At 39.1% G+C, this 19,307-nt stretch carries 15 protein-coding genes and 1 pseudogene; 5 read left to right on the top strand and 11 right to left on the bottom strand.

Going from position 1 to position 19,307, the window contains the following annotated elements:
• Positions 1–7 precede the first annotated feature (7 nt).
• Positions 8–2,026: a CoB--CoM heterodisulfide reductase iron-sulfur subunit A family protein gene (locus tag HS1_RS12020; RefSeq protein WP_066065919.1), complete on the top strand. Its 2,019-nt coding sequence runs from the start codon at positions 8–10 to the stop codon at positions 2,024–2,026.
• Here the strand turns inward: HS1_RS12020 and HS1_RS12015 are convergent.
• Genes HS1_RS12015 through HS1_RS11995 form a run of 5 tightly spaced genes read right to left on the bottom strand, consistent with a single transcriptional unit; the run spans position 2,002 to position 8,051 of the window.
• Positions 2,002–3,126: a hypothetical protein gene (locus HS1_RS12015; RefSeq protein ID WP_066065914.1), complete on the bottom strand. Its 1,125-nt coding sequence runs from the start codon at positions 3,124–3,126 to the stop codon at positions 2,002–2,004. The two genes, HS1_RS12020 and HS1_RS12015, sit on opposite strands and share 25 nt — an antisense overlap.
• Before the next feature lie 10 nt (positions 3,127–3,136).
• Positions 3,137–3,556 carry a hydrogenase iron-sulfur subunit gene (locus tag HS1_RS12010; protein WP_066065911.1) on the bottom strand — a complete coding sequence of 140 codons (420 nt, stop codon included), beginning with the start codon at positions 3,554–3,556 and terminating at the stop codon, positions 3,137–3,139.
• Positions 3,557–3,565: 9 nt separating this feature from the next.
• The gene (locus tag HS1_RS12005; protein ID WP_066065908.1) at positions 3,566–6,526 is read right to left on the bottom strand and encodes an FAD-dependent oxidoreductase; all 2,961 of its coding nucleotides are present in this window, start codon (positions 6,524–6,526) and stop codon (positions 3,566–3,568) included.
• A gap of 10 nt (positions 6,527–6,536) precedes the next feature.
• Positions 6,537–6,959, bottom strand: a complete 423-nt coding sequence (locus HS1_RS12000; RefSeq protein ID WP_066065905.1) for a hydrogenase iron-sulfur subunit — start codon at positions 6,957–6,959, stop codon at positions 6,537–6,539.
• A gap of 9 nt (positions 6,960–6,968) precedes the next feature.
• Positions 6,969–8,051 (bottom strand): Coenzyme F420 hydrogenase/dehydrogenase, beta subunit C-terminal domain, encoded by a 1,083-nt coding sequence (locus HS1_RS11995; protein WP_066065902.1) that lies wholly within the window; start codon positions 8,049–8,051, stop codon positions 6,969–6,971.
• A 99-nt stretch (positions 8,052–8,150) separates the two neighbouring features.
• Between HS1_RS11995 and HS1_RS11990 the strand changes: the two genes are divergently transcribed.
• The 3 genes from HS1_RS11990 to HS1_RS11985 all read left to right on the top strand — a co-directional run bounded on the left by HS1_RS11990 (position 8,151) and on the right by HS1_RS11985 (position 12,158).
• On the top strand, positions 8,151–8,402 hold the full coding sequence (locus tag HS1_RS11990) for a hypothetical protein (protein WP_066065899.1): 252 nt from the start codon (positions 8,151–8,153) through the stop codon (positions 8,400–8,402).
• A 147-nt stretch (positions 8,403–8,549) separates the two neighbouring features.
• Positions 8,550–8,705: a hypothetical protein gene (locus HS1_RS13245; protein ID WP_156469477.1), complete on the top strand. Its 156-nt coding sequence runs from the start codon at positions 8,550–8,552 to the stop codon at positions 8,703–8,705.
• Positions 8,706–9,089: 384 nt separating this feature from the next.
• The gene (locus HS1_RS11985) at positions 9,090–12,158 is read left to right on the top strand and encodes a C25 family cysteine peptidase (RefSeq protein ID WP_066065894.1); all 3,069 of its coding nucleotides are present in this window, start codon (positions 9,090–9,092) and stop codon (positions 12,156–12,158) included.
• On the opposite strand, the gene HS1_RS11980 is transcribed toward HS1_RS11985, so the two are convergent.
• The 3 genes and pseudogenes from HS1_RS11980 to HS1_RS11965 form a co-directional block, all read right to left on the bottom strand.
• A complete protein-coding gene (locus HS1_RS11980) occupies positions 12,155–12,565 on the bottom strand; it encodes an ABC transporter permease (RefSeq protein ID WP_066065891.1) in 411 nt (136 codons plus the stop codon). The two genes, HS1_RS11985 and HS1_RS11980, sit on opposite strands and share 4 nt — an antisense overlap.
• Positions 12,562–13,362: pseudogene (locus HS1_RS13710) on the bottom strand (ABC transporter permease). Before HS1_RS13710 ends, HS1_RS11980 begins: the two are co-directional and overlap by 4 nt.
• Complete coding sequence (locus HS1_RS11965) at positions 13,359–14,162, bottom strand: ABC transporter permease (RefSeq protein ID WP_082757823.1); 804 nt, start codon at positions 14,160–14,162, stop codon at positions 13,359–13,361. The pseudogene HS1_RS13710 and the gene HS1_RS11965 overlap by 4 nt, the downstream one beginning before the upstream one ends.
• Positions 14,163–14,905: 743 nt before the next feature.
• On the opposite strand from HS1_RS11965, the gene HS1_RS11960 reads away from it, so the two are divergent.
• Positions 14,906–15,175, top strand: a complete 270-nt coding sequence (locus HS1_RS11960; protein WP_066065878.1) for an FtsB family cell division protein — start codon at positions 14,906–14,908, stop codon at positions 15,173–15,175.
• A gap of 9 nt (positions 15,176–15,184) precedes the next feature.
• On the opposite strand, the gene polA is transcribed toward HS1_RS11960, so the two are convergent.
• From polA to HS1_RS11945, 3 genes are read right to left on the bottom strand one after another with little or no spacing between them, the layout of a single operon-like run.
• Positions 15,185–17,857, bottom strand: a complete 2,673-nt coding sequence (gene polA, locus HS1_RS11955) for a DNA polymerase I (protein ID WP_066065875.1) — start codon at positions 17,855–17,857, stop codon at positions 15,185–15,187.
• Positions 17,858–18,076, bottom strand: coding sequence for a hypothetical protein (locus tag HS1_RS11950; protein ID WP_066065872.1), 219 nt, complete (start codon positions 18,074–18,076; stop codon positions 17,858–17,860).
• The gene (locus HS1_RS11945) at positions 18,069–19,262 is read right to left on the bottom strand and encodes an ArsA family ATPase (protein ID WP_066065870.1); all 1,194 of its coding nucleotides are present in this window, start codon (positions 19,260–19,262) and stop codon (positions 18,069–18,071) included. Before HS1_RS11945 ends, HS1_RS11950 begins: the two co-directional genes overlap by 8 nt.
• Positions 19,263–19,307: the final 45 nt, after the last annotated feature.

The raw sequence follows: 19,307 nt of genomic DNA, 5'->3' as shown, positions 1-19,307 counted from the left end.
GGCATAAATGGATAAAGAGGGAATTAAAATAGGTGTTTATTTGTGTGATTGTGGCATTAATATCGCTGCAAAGGTGGATGTGGCTGAAGTGGCTAAATTTGCAGAAAAATTGCCAGGGGTAGCGGTAGCCAGGGAATATAAATATATGTGTTCTGACCCTGGTCAAAATTTGATAAAAACAGATATTAAAAATCTGGGCCTTAACAGAATAATCGTTGCCTCTTGTTCTCCCCACCTCCATGAACATACTTTTAGAAAGGCCACCCAAGAAGGCGGTTTAAATCCATTTCTTTTTCAGATGGTCAGTATTAGAGAGCTTGTTTCCTGGGTAACAGAAGACCCCAAAGAGGCTACGGAAAAGGCCAAGGCCCTTATTGCAGCCGCAGTGAACAGGGTAAAAGAGCATGAAGTTCTTGAGACAAAGGAAGTAAAAGTAAATCCTGATGTCTTGATAATCGGAGGAGGAATCGCTGGTATAACTGCCTCTTTGGTCTTGGCCGATGCAGGGAAAAAAGTCTATCTAGTGGAAAAACAACCTTCCATAGGTGGGCACATGGCCAAATTTGATAAGACATTCCCTACTTTAGATTGTGCTGCCTGCATCCTGACACCCAAAATGACCGCTGTAAAAGACCATCCCAACATTCATTTGATGGCTTACTCTGAAGTAAAGGAAGTAAGTGGATTTGTAGGAAACTTCAAGGTTAAGATTAGGAAAAAACCAAGATATGTAGATGAAGAAAAATGCATTGGGTGTTATGCCTGTGTGGAAAATTGCATTTATAAAAAGCCAAAATTTCCTTCTGAATTTGATGAAGGTCTTGGCTTAAGAAAGCCTATTTATATTCCCTTCCCGCAGGCAGTTCCCCTAGCAGCCGTCATTGACCCCCAAACCTGCATTGAATTTAAGACCCATAAATGCGAGAAGAAGTGTAAAGAGGCCTGTGAAAAAATCTCACAGAGATTTGCTATTAATTTTGACCAGAAAGAGCAAGAAATAGAAATTGAAGTAGGTACAATTATCGTAACCACTGGTTTTAAGACCTTTGATGCCAGCAGAATAAGCAGATATGGTTATAAAAAATATCCCAATGTATATACCTCCTTGGAGGTTGAAAGGCTTTTAAATGCCTCTGGACCTACCTCTGGAGAGGTAATTTTGAGGGATGGTTCAAAACCTAGAAGAGTAGGCATAATTCATTGTGTTGGCTCAAGAGATGAAAATTACAATGTATATTGCTCAAAGGTTTGTTGTATGTATTCTATGAAGATAGCCCACTTAGTCCGAGAAAGAACAAGCGCTCAGATATACAATTTTTATATTGATATAAGGGCTGCAGGAAAAGGATATGAGGAATTCTATAAAAAAATCATGGATGAAGGCACAATTTTTATGAGGGGAAAAGTAGCTGAAGTTACAGATATCTTTGAGTCAGAAGAAGAAAAAGAACTGGGTAAGTTGGTAATTGTGGTGGAAGACACACTCCTAGGAAAGATAAAAAGGATACCGGTAGATATGGTTGTTCTCGCTGTGGGATTAGAACCACAAAAGGATGCTCAGGAAATAAGAAAGCTTTTGAATATCTCGTGTTCTGCTGAAGGGTGGTTTTTAGAAAAACATCCCAAATTAGCTCCAGTTTCTACATTTACTGATGGTGTATTTATTGCCGGTGCCTGCCAAGGACCTAAGGATATTCCTGACACTGTTGCTCAAGCAGGAGGGGCAGCTGCAGAGGCCATGGCCTTAATTGATAGGGGACACGTAGAACTTGAACCAAGCACCGCCATCGTAGATGAAGAAAGGTGCACTGGTTGTCAAATATGTATGAGTGTTTGTCCTTACGCTGCCATTTCTTTTGATAAAGGAAAGGGAGTAGTTAGGGTTAACGAGGCCCTTTGTAAGGGTTGCGGATCCTGTGCTTGTGCCTGTCCTTCTAAGGCTATTGCCCAAAGGCTGTTTAGAGATGAGCAAATTCTAGGAGAGATGAAGGGAATCTTACATCAAGGTGCATATTCTTCAATATAAGACTGCTCATACTCTTTAAGTTCTTCCTCTTGATAATCAAGGTAAGGTATGGGCTCTTCTAAATCCCTTCCTGGAATATAATGGAACATATTTTGGGTTTCATCTGCCACTAAAGCAAAAAGCCTGGCTACTGGCACAAAGACAGGACAGGCATCTTCACACATTCCACAAGATACACAACAAAGACTCATGTGATTCATCCTCCCAAGGTGAAAGAGCAAGGTATCAGGCATAAATCTTAACCCACCTTTTCTTTCGGCCCGCATCATATAATCCTCAGGAGAGACTTTTAAAGCTTCAGAATCAAAAAAGCATTCTCTACAAAAACATACAGGACAAACTCGCATACAGTTATGGCAATTGATACAATTAGCCAGCACAGACATAATCCCTTCTGGACCTTCTACTTGAGAGCGAAATTCCTTAAAGAAATTTTTCCTTTTTATCTCCCTCTTTTCTCTTAATGCTGCTAAATATTTTTGTCGGCCTTCCAAAGATGCTTCTTCATAGCCTAACTCACGCAATGCCTTCTCTCCTATTTCTGAATGAGGAGTAAGAGAAAAGGCATCAGAGGTGATACCACCAAAGCCTATCTCTAGGTCAGCCAATTCTCCGCTAAATAGGTAACATATAGAACAAACAGGCCTTGCTCCCTCAAGTTCACATTTATCAATAGCCTGCCAAAATACCTCATCCATCTGTTCTCTATGGCCATTAAGATAACTCTTTAAAGGAAAGACCCCAGGACAATCAAAACTAATGGTCAGTAAACCATCAAGCTGAACCTGGTTTAATTTTACCAATTCTCTTAAGGCCCTTATTTCACAAGGTCGCAAAATAACGGCCGTAACCCCCTTTAATGGACCTTTTTTGGTCAGTTTGGAAACTATCCTTGCCCCCTGGATAGGCATCACAGGGGCTATGGGTTCACAATTTTCTAGAATATTAGGATCTTTAGTAAGGATATAGGCAAAAGATGTCCCAGTGGGAACTCGCATAGGCACCAATGCCTGGGTCACAATGCCCTTTTCTAAAAGAGATTTTAAAAAAGAAATAATTCCCTTTTTTCTTCCTTCTTCTATTTTTACTAATGTATTCATGGCAAACTCCTTATGTATCCCAACGATTACTTAGAGGATTTGCACCTTTTTGGATTATATAGTTATTAAATTCTTTGGCAGTATCTACCATCTTTTTTCCTTCCCCATGCGCTACCCAGCGCAACCACAATCGCTCACCATCTAATCCTAAGCTATCTAATATTCTTTTTATAATGGCAATCCTCCTTCTTCCCCTAAAATTGCCAAAATTATAATGACAATCGCCAGGATGACATCCGCTCACTACTACGCCATCGGCCCCCTCAATAAGACTCCTCAAAATATAGACAGGGTCTAGTGCACCTGTGCACATTACCCTGAAAGGACGGACATTTTCAGGATATTTAAGCCGATAGGCAGCGGCTGTTTCTGAACCTCCACTACCACACCAGGCACAAAGAAAGTAGATAATTTTTGGTGTAAATTCCATTTTTCCCTCCTACCTTAATAAGGCATCAATACTTCCTATCATCATTTCACCCCGTGCACTTCGGAGATAAGCTGCTTCACTGGGACAGGCAACAATACAGGCACCACAAGCATCACACAAGAATGGTCTTACCTTTGCTATACCTTTCTCTTCATCTATTTCACGAGCATTATATGGACATACCTCCACACAAATCCCACAACCCACACATTTTGATTCCTTAACTGCAGACACAAACATGGCATTTGGGGCTGGCAGTTTCTTTTTAGGCAATACTGTTAAGGCCTTACCTACGGCATCTTTGGCAGTAAGTATTGCTCCTGATAAATCTCTAGGAGAATGGGCCAGCCCTACAGGGAAAATACCATTGGTAGAAAGCTCAAAGGGCTTCATTATCCTTTTAATGGCTTCTTCATAAGGATATGCATTGGTATCGGTATCAAAAAATCCATCTTTGTCTAATTTATAATCTAGAAGTTCTGCCAATTTTCTATTATTTTCATCTGGCACTATCCCTACACTTAGCACTACAAGCTCGGGATTTAAAGACAAATTTTCTACTTCTACCTCTAACTGATTATTACTAATTTTTACCTCAGGATATCTTTTTTCATTAAACCGAATAAACTTTATTCCCCTTTCTAAGGCTTGCTTATAGTAATCTTCCTTAAAACCATAAAGGGTTAAATCCCTATAAAGAATGGTTACCTCAATCCCCTTTTCTCTGAGAGCCAAGGCATTTTTTAATGCTTGCGCACAACATATCCGGCTACAATAAGGGTGTTTTTCATCTCTAGAACCCACACATTGAATCATTACCACCTTTTTAGCTGAAATCTCACCTTTTTCTAATTTTTCTTCTAATTCCCTCTGGGTAAGGACCCTTGCATCTTCTCCATAAAGGAACATTCCCTTTGGTTCAAACCATTTGGCCCCGGTAGCCAGCATTATTATTCCAGCCTGAATAGAATGGAGGTTATTTTCTCCATCTTTAATTTCTGCATAATAATGGCCTGCATATCCATAGATATCATTTATCTCTGCCTTTAGATAAACAGTAATATTTGGATTCTCTTTGACTTCTTTTATCAATTTATTTACATAATCTGAAATATCATTCCCTTCTAAGTCCTGCTTTATGCTTCTTACCAAACCACCCAATTTATCAGTTTTTTCTACCAAAGTAACAGCAAAATTTCTTCTGGCTAGATTAAGAGCTGCTTCCATACCTGCTACCCCTCCCCCTATAACCAAAGCACTGCCCTCAAATGTATCTACTGGAGGTGGCGCAGCTTCAGCACGCTTTACCTTTTCTATACCAGAGGCTATTAGAGCAAGGGCCTTTTCTAACATGGTTTCTTTATCTTGATGAACTCTGATGACATCTTCTCTTAACCTCAGGAATTCGGCTAATAGTGGATTAAGCCCTGCCATCATCACTGTCTTTCTGAACTTAAGCAATTTCTGTAAAGGTGTGCAAACAGCTAAAACTACTCGATTTACCCCTGAGGCCTTAATCTTTTCTGCTGTTTCTTTAATAGTAGGGAGTGTGCAACAGGCATCTATTATCTCTACATGAGTTACACCAGAAAGACATTTTACTTTTTCCACCAAGGCATTTAAATCTATATAATTGTTAAATTTGCTAAAACACGAACAAATAAACACCCCTATTTTTGGTACTTCGCCTCTTACATCTCTCAAGGGAGGAGGAGATGGAGGAGAAAAATTAGGAGATGCTAAATAATTTAATACCTCAATAGCTCCCGCATAACCTTCCCAAATGGTTTCTGGATTGCCCTTTGGTCCAGTAAATTCACCTACAGCAAAGATACCTTCTTGAGTGGTTTTAGCACAGGTGAATGGCAGTATTTTGCAAAATCCATGTGATTCAGCTTCTATCCCAGTAATCTCAGAAAGCCTTTCCATCAAAGTTGGTGGTTTCTGACCCGTAATAAGAATAACTAATTCTGCCTCTAACTCTTTTTTCTGTCCACCTAATGCATATTTGACTGTCAAATTCTCTTTTGGGGCATCTTCTATTCCCAGTGATTCTGCCCTAACAATGTTTATACCTTTATCCAACGCCTTTTTATACCAGCGATAATGCCTCTTTCCTACACCTTTAAACTCTCGTAAAAACACACTCACTTCTGCTTCTGACAAAAGTTCTTTTATCTTACATGCTCTATAAATAGCAGATATGCTACAATTATAAGGTTCATACTCCATTCCTTGATTGTATTGAGGTGTTACCACAATAGCTATCTTTTCAGGAAGTTTACCATCAGAAGGCCGCTTTAAAGAATTCTTAATAAAATTGGTCAATAATGATTTTCTGGCTAAATCACATGATTTTACCACATTAGCTAATTTGCCATATCCAAACGGGGCTAGGTCTTTTTGAGAAGGTTCTTCAAATTCAGGAGCCAATACAATCGCCCCTACATTTATTTCTAATATCTCCTCTGGTCTATCTATTTTTAAACAGCCTGTAGGACATACCTTTTCACATTCTCCACACTTGGTGCAATGTTCGTCGTCAATCATAAATATGTTTTCCCAGCCTATTTTGGGTATAACATAAATGGCCTTTCTTTTCTCTCCATTTTCAGTGACTTCTACCGGACAAGCTTCAATACAAGCCTCACACTCTGTGCAAGCCAAGTTGTTTACATATTGGTCTTTCTTTTTAACCTTTACTTTAAAGTTTCCAGGCTCACCAGAGACCTTTAAAATTTCTGCATTATAAAATACTTGCAAGGCCCCTAAGCCAATAAAAAGCCTTTGAGGCATGGCCCCGCATATCCAGCAGAAATCAAGCGGTAGTTGAGATAATACTTGATTTTTATACTGGTCTACATAACTACCCCTATTAAGGATAATACTCTTATACCCCATTTTCCCTAAAGCATAGGCCAATCTGTAACCCGCAAGGCTTGTTCCATATATGAGCACAGTGCTTTCCATACTTGCCTCCTCACAAGAAGATTTCTTGTTTGGCAGAATTAGGGCCCAATTTTTGAATTTCTTCTGTAAATTCGGTGCAAACCTCGGCAAACCTTGGACCTTCAGATGCCCCTATCCAAGAAAGTCTCACCCTTTCAGGTTCTAGGTTCAAGGTTTTTAATAATTGTTTAACTAAAGCTATTTTCCTTCTGGCATAGTAATTTCCCTTTTGATAGTGACAATCTCCAGGATGGCAACCTCCAACTAACACACCATCAGCCCCATCTAAAAGAGATTTCAAAATGAATACCGGATCCACTCTACTAGAACACATCACCCGGATGACTTTTATGTAAGGAGGATATTTAAGTCTGCTTACCCCTGCCAAATCAGCCGCAGTATAACTACACCAATTACAAAGAAAACTCACTATATTGGGTTTAAATTCAGCCATATTTACCCCCTATGTTTCCACTTCTTGAAATTCCTCTGGTTTATAAGTAGTGAGCGGTAATGTCTCTTCCAGGTCTCTACCAGGAAGGTAATCAAATAGTTGCTGAAGCTCACTGCCTACTGTCTTAAATATCCTGGCTACAGGAATATTGACAGGACATACATCTTCACACATCCCACAAGCTACACAAGATGTAGCCATATGCGTCATTCTGCCTAAGTGAAACAGCAGAGTATCCATAGGTAATTTTAAAGTGCCTTTATCCTGAAGCACAGCGTAGTAATCCGTAGGCCTATAATCAAAGGTGGCAGATTCAAAAAAGCAATCCTTACAATAACAAATAGGGCAAACATGAGAACAACAATGACAAGCAATGCAGTTATCAAAAATTTTAACCAGTCCTTCAAGACCGTTTATTTCTTCTTTTATTTTCTTAACCATATTTTCTTTTTCTTCCTGTCTTTTTTTCAAAAGGGCATCAGAAACAGGGGTGTATATCATTTCCTCTACTAAAGTTAATCCTAAAGTCTGGGCAACCTCTTTGCCTTTTTCTGTAGGAAAAAAAAGCACTGGTTGATCTCTCCCTATCTGTGAAACTATCACATCGGCCAATACAGGACGAAAATCTGTACAGCCTGCACATACAGGCCTAATCCCTGCTGGATTTTCACCTTTTTTCAAAGATTCTCTGTATTCCGATAACAGATTGTCTATGTCTTGCTTAGTAATTAAACTTTGATAAGGATAAACACCGCCACACTCCATCCCTATTATCAAGATATTTTCAAGATGGGCCTGGTTTAATTTTACCAATTCTATTAAGGCCCTTATTTCACAAGGTCTCAATACCACGGCTACAGGGACTAAAGGAGAACTGTTTAAAGTAAACCTAGAAACTACTTTACCTCCATTGGCAGGCATAGCTGGAAAATCAGGAACCAACTCAGTAATATTATCTTTTGAAACAACCAATGAATAAGCAACCTTCCCCGAGTTAACATCCAAGGCACGCAAACTTATTATTCCCTTTACCAATTTACCTTCTAATAAGTTACTTAAAAAACCTAAAAAATTTAACTTTGTTTCTGCCATTATCCCCTCCTTGTTCAATCTTTAGCACTAAGCAATTAATATGTCAAGTGAAATATGAACACGAAGTAGTAAATCCTCTCCTAAAAATCAACTAGGATTTTGGGAAGAGCAGATATTGACTTTTCCTACAACACAGATTGCTCTCAAAAAGATGGATTAGGCTTATTCATCAAAACCACTGAAGAAGTTTATCTCCAGGCTTTCTCTGATTATCTAAAAACTATAGCAGATAAATTACAGGCTACTTCACAAATGTATTATGCCTTTGGATTTGGGAAATTAGACTTGAGTGGTCTTAATGAACAAGGTGGAATAGCCAAAGCAATCTCTTCCTATTATGTCACTGCTTAGTTAGCCAAATATGGACGTCGGCACTCTCCAGTATGTTATTTCACTTGTGGATTTATTGCCGGGATTTTAGAAAGTATATTTAACAAACCTAAAGGACTTTATTCTGATATAAAGAAAACAATCGAAGAACTCCGGGTGGCTAAACAAATGCTTATAGAAAAAAATAATTCTTTACAACTAGCTTACAAAGAACTGGAATCAACCCAACAGCAATTAATGGAGGCACAAAAAATGGAATCTTTGGGCCGGTTAGCAGGAGGATTTGCCCATAATTTTAACAATACGTGGAAAAATCATAATTAAAACCGAACTTGTAAAAGTATCTCCTAATGAGACTATTCCCCTGTCTGACGGCAGGCGGGCCTGCCTGACGGCCGTGTCTGACGACAGGCAGGCAGGCGGGCGAGCACTCTTTATAAACCTTTGGTATTGGTTGTTTCATCTTTTAGGTGACAGTGATAAAAGTAGGGTTGGTTGAAAGGAAAAAGTTTTTTTCTTTCTCGCCAACCTTAATTTTTCAGGAGCACGCTGCAAAGCACTGTCAAAGCCGTAAGCCCAAAGGGTGCGAAGTGAAACGGAAAACGGCGTGCTAAACTAGGGAACAGGTTGGGTAAAGATAAATATTGATTTTTTTAAACTTTTGATATAAAACAATATTAAGCTTGATAATTATTGGAAGGGAAGGCAATGAAGAAATTTAATCTTAAAAAAATTGGGCTAATTTTTATGGTCTGTTTGTCTATTTATAGCATCAGTGCCCTTGCTTGGGGGCCTGATATCCCTATCTGGACAGAGGGTACTATAAATTGCTTTGATGTGGATTATGCCATGGATGGCACTATGTTTGTGGCCTTTCAGGTAGAGGGAGAGGATAAGATTCGCATTTATCAATCAAAAGACCATGGATTTAGCTGGACTGAGATGAATCCTATAACCAATCCATGGGTAGGAACACAAACTATTCCTTCAAACATCCTAAGGCTGAAACTGATTGTGGATGAAGATAGAAATGAACTTAAGGTCTTCCATCTTGATGGGGAAGGATATCTCTATATGCATCAATATTATTTAAGCTATTGGAACTTTTCAGGACACCGACTAAGTGATACCCCTATTATAGAGAGCAGTTTTGATGTTACTTTCAAGCCTCCGACCTTTTATGTTGTCTGGTTAGAAGATGCTGGGACTGGTAGAAAGAAAATAAGGATTTTTCGATCCTCCCTAGTTTGTGGTGCTGATGGGTGTAAAGAAGAGATATCTCAATGTTATAGTCAAACCTTTGATTGGACAGAGGCTGAAGGCAAAAGGGCAAGTATAGCCTGGGGGCCTCCTAATAATCTCTATGTTGCTTACAGTGGTCATACAGCTACAGGCAGTGCCATTTATCTATTGAAATCTAGTGATTGGGGATCAACTTGGACGCAGCAAGAATTAAAGCATGATAACTATCCAAAATATGACCCAAGGGTGGCGGCTGCCAATGTGGATAATTCTGGTGCCTGGATATTGTATAATGTGGATAGGGGTGGTGCTCAAGTCCCACGTCGAATAGATTTACAAATGTGTTATATCTCTGAACAGTATCTCCCTTCTTATACTGACATCTCACAGCATGTATATATTGATGAATATATAGCTGATATCAAATATTATAAAGGTTATCCAAATCAATATATAAATATGGTCTATATATACGATGAAGAAGCCACCTACCGGAGGGCCTATTGGGCCTGGACATCACAATCAGACCCATTGAATTGGCATGATATCACAGAGGTAAATGATCAGGATGTCACATCCTGGCCAGAGGATGTAGCCCCTAGGATTGTCTACTCACCAGGGGCATGGGCAGGGGGTGGAGGTGTGGTTTTTTCTTATTATGGAAAAAAGGGGCTTTATTTTGATGCCCCATGGAATACTATTTCAGGTGCCTTACTTATAGTCACTGCTGAGGAATTCTGGAATCCTTTACAGCGCCTTGTGGATTGGAAAAATAGTACGGGCATCCCTACTTATATAGTGAGCTGGGAAAGGCTTACCTATGGAAGGGATAATGCAGAGAGGATAAAGTATAGCATTGACTATTATTATCGGGAGCATGGGGTGCGCTATGTCATGCTGGTAGGGGACTCAGAGAAATTACCTGTAAGGTATACATTTAGGGCCTATGAAGAAGGCAAGCCATTTATGACAGAATATTTAAATAACCCTGATTGGGGCTGGAATTGGTGCAATGGTGGGGATTGGCATGATGGGATGAGTGCCTTTGTTAATAACTTTACACTGACAGACCTCTATTATGCAGACCTTTATGACAGTAGTGGACAATTTGAGACATGGGACAGCAATGGCAATGATTATTTTGGAGAGATATATAGGGATAACTTAAATCCAGAGGGGATTGACTATATCCCAGATGTAGCTGTGGGCAGGGTGCCTGCCTCTACTGTTGAGCAGGTAGAAAACTATGTAGATAAGGTAATTGCATATGAGTCATGTGCTTGGAATAGTGATTGGTTTAAAAGGGCATTAGTTATTGCAAGCGATGAAAGAGACGATTGGGTAGATGCAGGCGAACAGACGTTCGATATTATGCAATCGGCTGGATTTGATACAGAATTAGTTATAACACATGAAGAGCCTGGTGATGATGATATAAGAGCCGGGCTTCAAGAGGGGATAGGATTTCTTTATTTTATGGACCATGGTCCTGGGAGGATGGGACAACGGACTAGGGACTGGCAGAAAGTCCAAGAGGATCAAAATAAGCCTATGTTTCCCATAGTCTTTCATGGTGGATGCCTTGCAGGTGAATTTGGCCCAAGTTCTTTGATGTTTGATGGGTATAAAGATATTTATGGGATTTCACACGCAGGCTTTAAAGCAGGTGAGCATTTCGATTGTTATAGCTGGCCACCACAACCTGCTACTATACAGGATGAAGAGAGAGAGGGTTCCTATCCTGAGTTTTTGATTTGTGAATGTCCTCATTGTGGTGCCATTGCCTATTATGCCTGCAGTCGTGCCTCTCAGGATCCCCAATATGATTTAGGAAAATGGCTATTTGAGGCATATACACATGGGTACAGATTAATAGGGGATATGTGGAGGGAGGCAGTAATTAAGTATTACAATGAACATGCCGCTAAGACAGTGCCGGAGTGGTGGGACGAGGAGATAAAAATAAACGAAGATGAGACAACGCTTGAACGGATACGATACTGGTATCCTGTAGCAAAGTTCTTTATGTTCCAGAAATTTGTCCTCTTTGGAGACCCATCCCTTAGGGTAGGGGGCATCCCTGGTTACCAGATGCCTGTGCCTAATAGCCCTAATTTTATCTATTATGACCCCGTCACTGCACCTGTCATAAACAAAGATCCATTTTTAGCAAGGCCATTCTCCTTTGGGGACATGACTACAGGTACTGCCACAGTAAGGGTAGCCCTTCCTACCTTTTCAGGACCAGTGGATATCTATGTAGCTATTGCCCTTCCTGATGGGAATATCTATCTCTTTGACAGCAATAATAACTTAGTACTTTTCACTGATTTAGCATCTATTGTGCCTTGGAGGACAGAACAAGTTGAACCTCTAGACCAAGTCATCTTTACAGGGGATGTAGCATCATTACTGCCTGGTGATTACTGGGGCTATGTACTAGTAGTGCCTGCAAATACTGACCTTAATACCTTTAACTGGAGTACCTCTCCTTATTATTTATGGTATTTTAAGGTTACTTTACCTGTAAGCTAGGCCTTTAGGACCTCTAGTGGTTCTATGGATGTGGCAAGGTAGGCAGGATATAGGCCTGATAAGACCCCTAAGGAAATACTGATAAAAAATGCTAGGGCAAGGTGTATTGGGTTTATCACCAAGGGTAGTCCAGAGATAATTATAATAAGGCTAATTATAATTCCCAATACTACCCCTCCTATTCCACCAAAAAGGGAGATAAAGAGTGACTCACCCAAAAATTGAATCAGGATATCCCTCCTTTTTGCACCTACTGCCCTCTTTATCCCAATCTCCCTCTTCCTTTCTGATACAGAGAGGAGCATCATGGCAAAGATGCCTAAGACCCCTATGGAAAAGGATATAGTTGCTGCCATCTTACTCAAGAGAGAAACCAGTTTTAGGCCCTCCTCTTTCTTTTTTGTCATCTCAGAAAGGGTATAGACAGTAAAGTCATCTTTGCCCCAGGCCCTATTTTGTGCCTTTTCCTTAAAAGCCTTTCTGTCTCTTCTTTGATATTGGCAATATTTTTCTTCTCCTTTGCCTTAATGAGGATAGTAGAGAAATAGTCTACATTTAAAAAACGCCTCATCATGGTATTAAGTGGGGTATAAATTACGCTATCCTGATCCTCACCTGCTAGGTCAACCCCCTTTTTCTCTAGGATGCCAATTACCTTACAAGGCACACGACGGATCAATATAGTCTTATCAATTGCATCCCCTCCAGAAAATAGGGTCTACCAAACCTTATACCCCAAGACTACATTCCTTGGGGCAAGTCTTTCATCCCCTTCTGAATAGAATTTTCCTTTTAAGAGCCCCAGGTTCCTCAACTCAAAGATCTTTGGGCCTGCTCCTATAAGCCTGGCTGTTGTCTTATTTTGTTTATACCTTATAGAAAACTCCTTTTCAGAGAGGGGGATGGCTATATCTATCCCCAAGATAGAATGCCTTATAGCCTTAACATCTCTTAGCGTCTTTGCAAAGGAGAATTGCCTTTGGGAACGACCGTGGACATAGACTACCCCTGCACGGACTATAACGAGATTTGGCCCAAACTTATTCAGTTCTATCTCCATCCTCCTTTTCATTGCCAAAGAGACGTTTCCTACCGCTACCAAGGCCAAAATGCCAAATAGAATGCCTAAAAGTGAAAGGGGGGTCCTCCTTTTGTGGAGGGTGAGGTGTTGCCAGGCTACCTTGATTAAGATATTCTCTCTCAACCTCTTATTGCCAAAATGGGGGCAATCTTGGCTGCCCTCATAGCTAGCCTCATGCCTGAGATAAGGCCTACTAAGAGACTCAATATAAATACAATTGACCATACCTTATAAGAGAAGACCATAGGGATATTCCCAAAATGTTCTAAGACAAATCCCCCTATAAGTGCCAATAGTATCCCCAAAATTCCTCCAAATATAGTAGTAACCACTATCTCTAAGAGAAAGAATCTGAAGATATCCTTTTCCCTGGTCCCAAATGCCCTTTTTATGCCGATCTCCTTTCTTCTTTCATTTATAGAGAGATAAAATAGATTTGCCAAGATAAAGCCGCCAACAAGAAGGCATATTACCCCAGAAGTCCCCAAGAATATAATGAGTGTACCTGAGACTACCATTAGATATTTCAATACCTCTTCTGCTGTCCTAATCCTAAAGTCATCGGGCTTGCTTCCTGAAAGGCCATGGTTTCTTCGAAGAAGTGCCCTTATATTTTCTGCTGTTTCCTTTAAGGGGGCAGAAGTCCTTACACGGATTAGGGTTATATACCTTTCTTCATTTAGGATTCTCCTCATTAATGTTGTAATAGGTATGACAATCCTATCGTCCAAATATTTCCTCCCTATAGCCCCACCCCTTTCCCCCAAGACCCCTATTACCTGCACAGAGAGCCTTCTAATCAATAAGGATATGCTCCCAATGGGAGATTCATTAGGAAAGAGTTCCTCGGCTACCTTAGAGCCCAAAACAGCCACTGCCCGCCAAAATCCGCGATTGATTTGGGGATAAGGGTATTTAAACAAGAAAATGAGAAAAAATTAGGAGAGAAAGGTAGAAATTTTCATCTAAGCTGTCTGCCGCAGGAAAGTAAATACTTACAATAACTCTTAAATTAAGCGAAAAATGACCTATTTAAGACGCAGCTCTCCTTTCTTAAAATAATTCCCTTTAATAAACAAAGATTCTTTATGAACTATCACAGCAAAATATCCATATCTTACGGCGTAGCCTTGGCTGATAGGGTCTCCTTACCACAATTAGCCTAAATGCCTGATTTGTCTTTTCCATGCAATGTACTGTCTCGGCAATATGTCTATTTTCGTATGGCCTCCATTCATCTTCTTTCCTGCCTGTCCCCGCCTGCCGGCAGGGGCAGACAGGTTGCCTTTAGACATCTGCCTTTCACACTGCTTTATAAACTCCAGGTTTCTGGCTGCAGGTCATCTCTGCTTCCTTCTTTTGTCCTGAAATACCCGTCGCATCTATATCAAACGTGCGGACGTTACAATATAATTCCCTTAAGCCTTCATCTACTTTAATCTCTCTTATATCCTCAATAGCCTGTTCTTACCCCCGTGAGTGTATTTTCACCTTTTAGGTGAAAGGTATTTCTCAAAATCGCTTTATTATAGCATACCTGCCTGTTCCCTGCCCGACAGGCAGGCGGGGGCAGACAGGCTTACGGGGTTTCTTGTAGGACAAACAAGGATTTTGGGTAAAATTTGGACTTGCTTTTTATAAAAAATACATGTTATATTAAAAAATTATGCGGAAGGAGTTTTTTTTCATCATAATTACTTTAGTTTTTTCTATAATTTTGCTTTTATTTGGCAAAAATGGCTATTTAGATTTTATTTCCCTTCAAAAAACCTATCAGAATATTCATGCCCAAAATCAACGGTTAGTTACTGAAAACCAAAAATTAAAAAAACAAATTAAACGTATCCAAACCGACCCTGTTTATCTTAAAACCATTATTCGGCACACTATGGGTTTTACCGAAAAAGGGGAAATTGTATTTATTGTGGAAAAATAAAAGAGCATTTTAACTTACCTCAGCCCAGTTCTTTCCTATTTTAATGTTGACTTTTAAGGGCACTTTTAAATTCACTACCCCTTCCATAATATCTTTAACTAATGATTTTAAAGTTTGCTCTTCTTGAGGAGGTAGTTCAAAAATAAGCTCATCATGAACTTGCATAATCATTTTTGTCTTTAAATGCCTTTCTTTAATAACCTGCCATAGATGAATCATGGCTAACTTTATTATTTCTGCTGCTGTGCCCTGAATAGGAGTATTAATCGCTACCCTTTCAGCAAATTTACGTAGGATACTATTTTTGCTGTTTATTTGAGGAATGAAACGTTTATGCTTAAAAAAAGTCTCAACATAGCCGTTTTTTCTGGCCTTATTAAGGCTATTTTCAATATATTCATTAACTCCAGGATAACGGGCAAAATATTCCTCAATATATTTTTTAGCTGTGGCTACATCAATACCTAATTCTTTAGAAAGACCATAAGGACTCATTCCATAAATAATGCCAAAGTTGATTACTTTAGCCTGTCGTCGCATATCTGGTGTAACTAATTGGGGTTTAACTTGAAATATCTCAGAAGCTGTGCGGGAATGAATGTCCTCTCCGCGGTGAAACGCCTCTATTAAAGCAACATCATCTGAAAAATGAGCAAGAAGTCTTAATTCAATCTGAGAGTAATCTGCTGCTAAATAAAGCCAACCTGTCTCAGGGATAAAGGCACAGCGAATACTTTTTCCATCTTCCCCCCGTGTTGGAATATTCTGTAAATTGGGTTCACTACTACTCAAACGTCCTGTAGCCGTGACCGTTTGATTATAGGAAGTATGGATACGCCCTGTTTTAGGATTAACCATTTTAGGTAAGGCATCTATATAGCCCGATTTAAGCTTCATCAGATTTCTATAATTAATTACTTCTTGAGGTAAAGGATGAATAACGGCTAGACTATTTAAGACTTCAGCATCTGTAGAATAACCTGTTTTACCTCTTGTTTTCTTGATCACAGGTAATTTCAATTTTTCAAACAAAATATGCCGCAATTGGGCAGGGGAACTAATATTGAATTCTTCTCCGGCCAGCTTAAAGATGCGTCTTTCTAAATTCCGCAATCTATCACTAAAGATATTAGAAAGCCTCCTTAGGTAATTACTATCTATTTTCACCCCCCACCACTGCATATCCGCTAAAACGGGAATCAAAGGTAGTTCTATATTCTGAAATAACGCTTTTTGAGAAGAGGCTTCTATTTTTTCAGCTAGAATGTGTTTTAATCTTAAAATTATATCTATCTTTTCACAGGCATAATTTTTAGCTTTTTCTAATGGAACTTGTGAGAAAGTTATTGGTTTACGATCCTTAGATACTAGCTCCTTATAACTCTTCTTTCTCACTTTCAGGTAGGTTTGAGCCAATTCTTCTAAATTATAACTTGTCTGTCCAGGTTGTAAAACATAAGCCGCTACCATAGTATCAAAATAGACACCCTTAAGCTCAACCCCATACCTTCGGAGAACCAAAAGGGTATGTTTTATTTCTTGTCCTACTTTCAAGAATGTTCCATCTTCTAAAATCTCTCTTAATCCTTCTAAGACTTCTTTTAAAGGTAACTGGGAAGGCACACCCAGATAAAAGTGCTTTAGAGGAATATACCAAGCCTCACCTGGTTCACAGCAAAATGAAATGCCCACCAGTTCAGACGAGATAGGGTCTCTTTCTGTAGTCTGGACTTCTAAAGCAACACTCTTTTTGGTTTTTAGCCTCTCTATCATCCTATTTAAGGTTGGTTTATCTAACACGCACTCATATTTCACTTCTGCTAAAGATGGTTCAGGTAAAAGCTCCCTCAGGAGCTTTTTGAAGTCCAGTTCAGTAAATAATTTTATCAAAGTTTCTCTATCTATTGGTTGAGGAGATAAGTGTTGCAGTCTCAGATTTAATGGAACATTCTCATCAAGGCTGACCAACTTTAAATTAGTTAAAACTTGATTTTTATATTGGAGTAAATTTTCCCTTAATAGGCGAGACTTGACTTTTTCTATATTGGCTAAAAGATTGTCTAAAGAACCGAATTCTTGAATAAGCTTAATAGCGGTTTTTTCTCCTACCTTTGGCACCCCAGGAATATTATCTATTTTGTCTCCAGTAAGGGCCATAACTTCTTTTAAGCGTGAGGGTGGTAATTTGTATTTTCCCAAAATGTCTCTTTCTTCCAAAATTTTATCTCGCATGGAATCCCACAATTTTGTTTTAGAAGAAAGCAATTGCCACAAATCCTTATCTCCTGAAACTAAAACAATTTCTACATCTTGATGGGCAAATTGTTTACATAAAGTGGCTATAATATCATCTGCCTCATATCCTTCTTTTTCTAAAAAAGTAATACCCAGGGCCTGGATGATTTTTTTTATGTAGGGTATTTGCTGAGAAAGATCTTCAGGCATAGTGGGACGATTTGCCTTGTAAGTAGGACTTTCTTTATGTCTGAAAGTAGGGCCTTTAGCATCAAAGACTACCGCTATATAATCAGGTTTTTTTTCTCTCAGTATCTTCAAAATCATATTGGTAACGCCATAAATGGCATGAGTGGGAAATCCTCGGGAATTAGAAAGAGGGGTTAAGGCATGATAAGCACGGTAAATATAGGAACTTCCATCGATAAGATAAATTTGCTTGGGCATCTAGCTTTCTACTTTTATCTTTTCCACTTTTTTCTTTTCCTTTTTTATCTCTTCAATCCTTCCCTCAATCAAAGATTTAAATGCCTCAAGGACTTCTATTCTCGCCTTATTTAAATGCTCAAAAAACTGTTGATACTGCTTTTGCTTTTCTGAAAGGCTTCTCATAAAAAGGCATAATGGACAAATTACTTCTTCTTTTTTTTCCTTTTTTTCAGCCATTTTCTCCTCCTTTAAAATTGATAGTAAGCACTTTGTCTTTAATCTTTGCCCTCTCTGGATGAGCAAGGGCAAAAGACCGAGGCAAAAGAATATGTCTTTTGAAACTCCCTATCCTAACAATAAGTTCGCCATTGCTTTTAGTAAGCTCGATCTCTCCTTTAGTAATAAAAGGTAGGTAAAGGCGTAACATATATTGGTTATTCTCTTTTAAAAACTCATAAGGCTTTTGTTGATAAAATATCAAAGCAGGATTTTTCTCAGCATAAACTGTCTCTGCTAAATGAGAAAGTTTTTCATAACCAACCATTTCATCACAAGAGAGGAATACATGAAATATGGGAATAGGAGAAAAATAATTTTCAGCAAGACGGATATACTCTCTCTGCCATTTTTGAAGAGAAGAAATAAAGGATTCTTCAATATCCTCTGGGATAATCCGGTTAATTATAACTGCATCGGTGCAAATTTGATAAAGATTAAAATAGAGATAAGCCCTTTGTGTCTCTTTTATCACCATTCTCTCTGGGTTGGTAACTAACCTCACGGTAGTAACTTCTGGATTGGTTAACAAACGGTCTACCCCTTCAAGGCGTTGAAAGAGTTTTTCAATAGCATCAAAATAAGGTTCTTCTGGTAAGGGAATGTCGCTCAGACGCTTCGTAAAAGGCCTCATATATCTCACTACCCTTCTTTCCAATTTAAAAATTTTTTTCATATACCACTCTAAAGCTGTAGGAATACTAGCGAAACGTATAGATTCACCCGTAGGGGCACAGTCAAGAATAATCACATCATAAGTCTTTTGACGATAATAATGGTTAAGGTATAAAAGGGCGCTCACTTCTTCCATACCTGGTAAAATAGCCAACTCTTCTGCCAATACTTCCTCAAACCCCGAGACATTTAAAAGGAGCGAAAGATATTTATGGATCTCTCCCCAGTGTTTTTTTAACTCCTCATGGACATCTAGTTCCTGGATATAAAGATTTTTAGTAATTTTTAAAGGTTTACCTTTATTTCTCTCCATGAGGCCATGTTTCAGGTCAAAGGCATCACTTAGACTATGTGCAGGGTCCAAAGACATAACTAAGGTGCGTTTTCCCCTTTTGGCAATTTTAATGCCCGTAGCTGCCGCCAGGGTGGTCTTTCCTACTCCGCCTTTTCCAGAAAAAAGGATCACTCGCATTTATTTTTATTATAAACCCTTTAAGACAATCGTCAAACTCTTCGC

The organism is Candidatus Desulfofervidus auxilii, assembly GCF_001577525.1.
Lineage (GTDB): Bacteria > Desulfobacterota > Desulfofervidia > Desulfofervidales > Desulfofervidaceae > Desulfofervidus > Desulfofervidus auxilii.
Note: the sequence above shows the minus strand (reverse complement) of the source record. Positions and strands in the feature narration are given on the sequence as shown.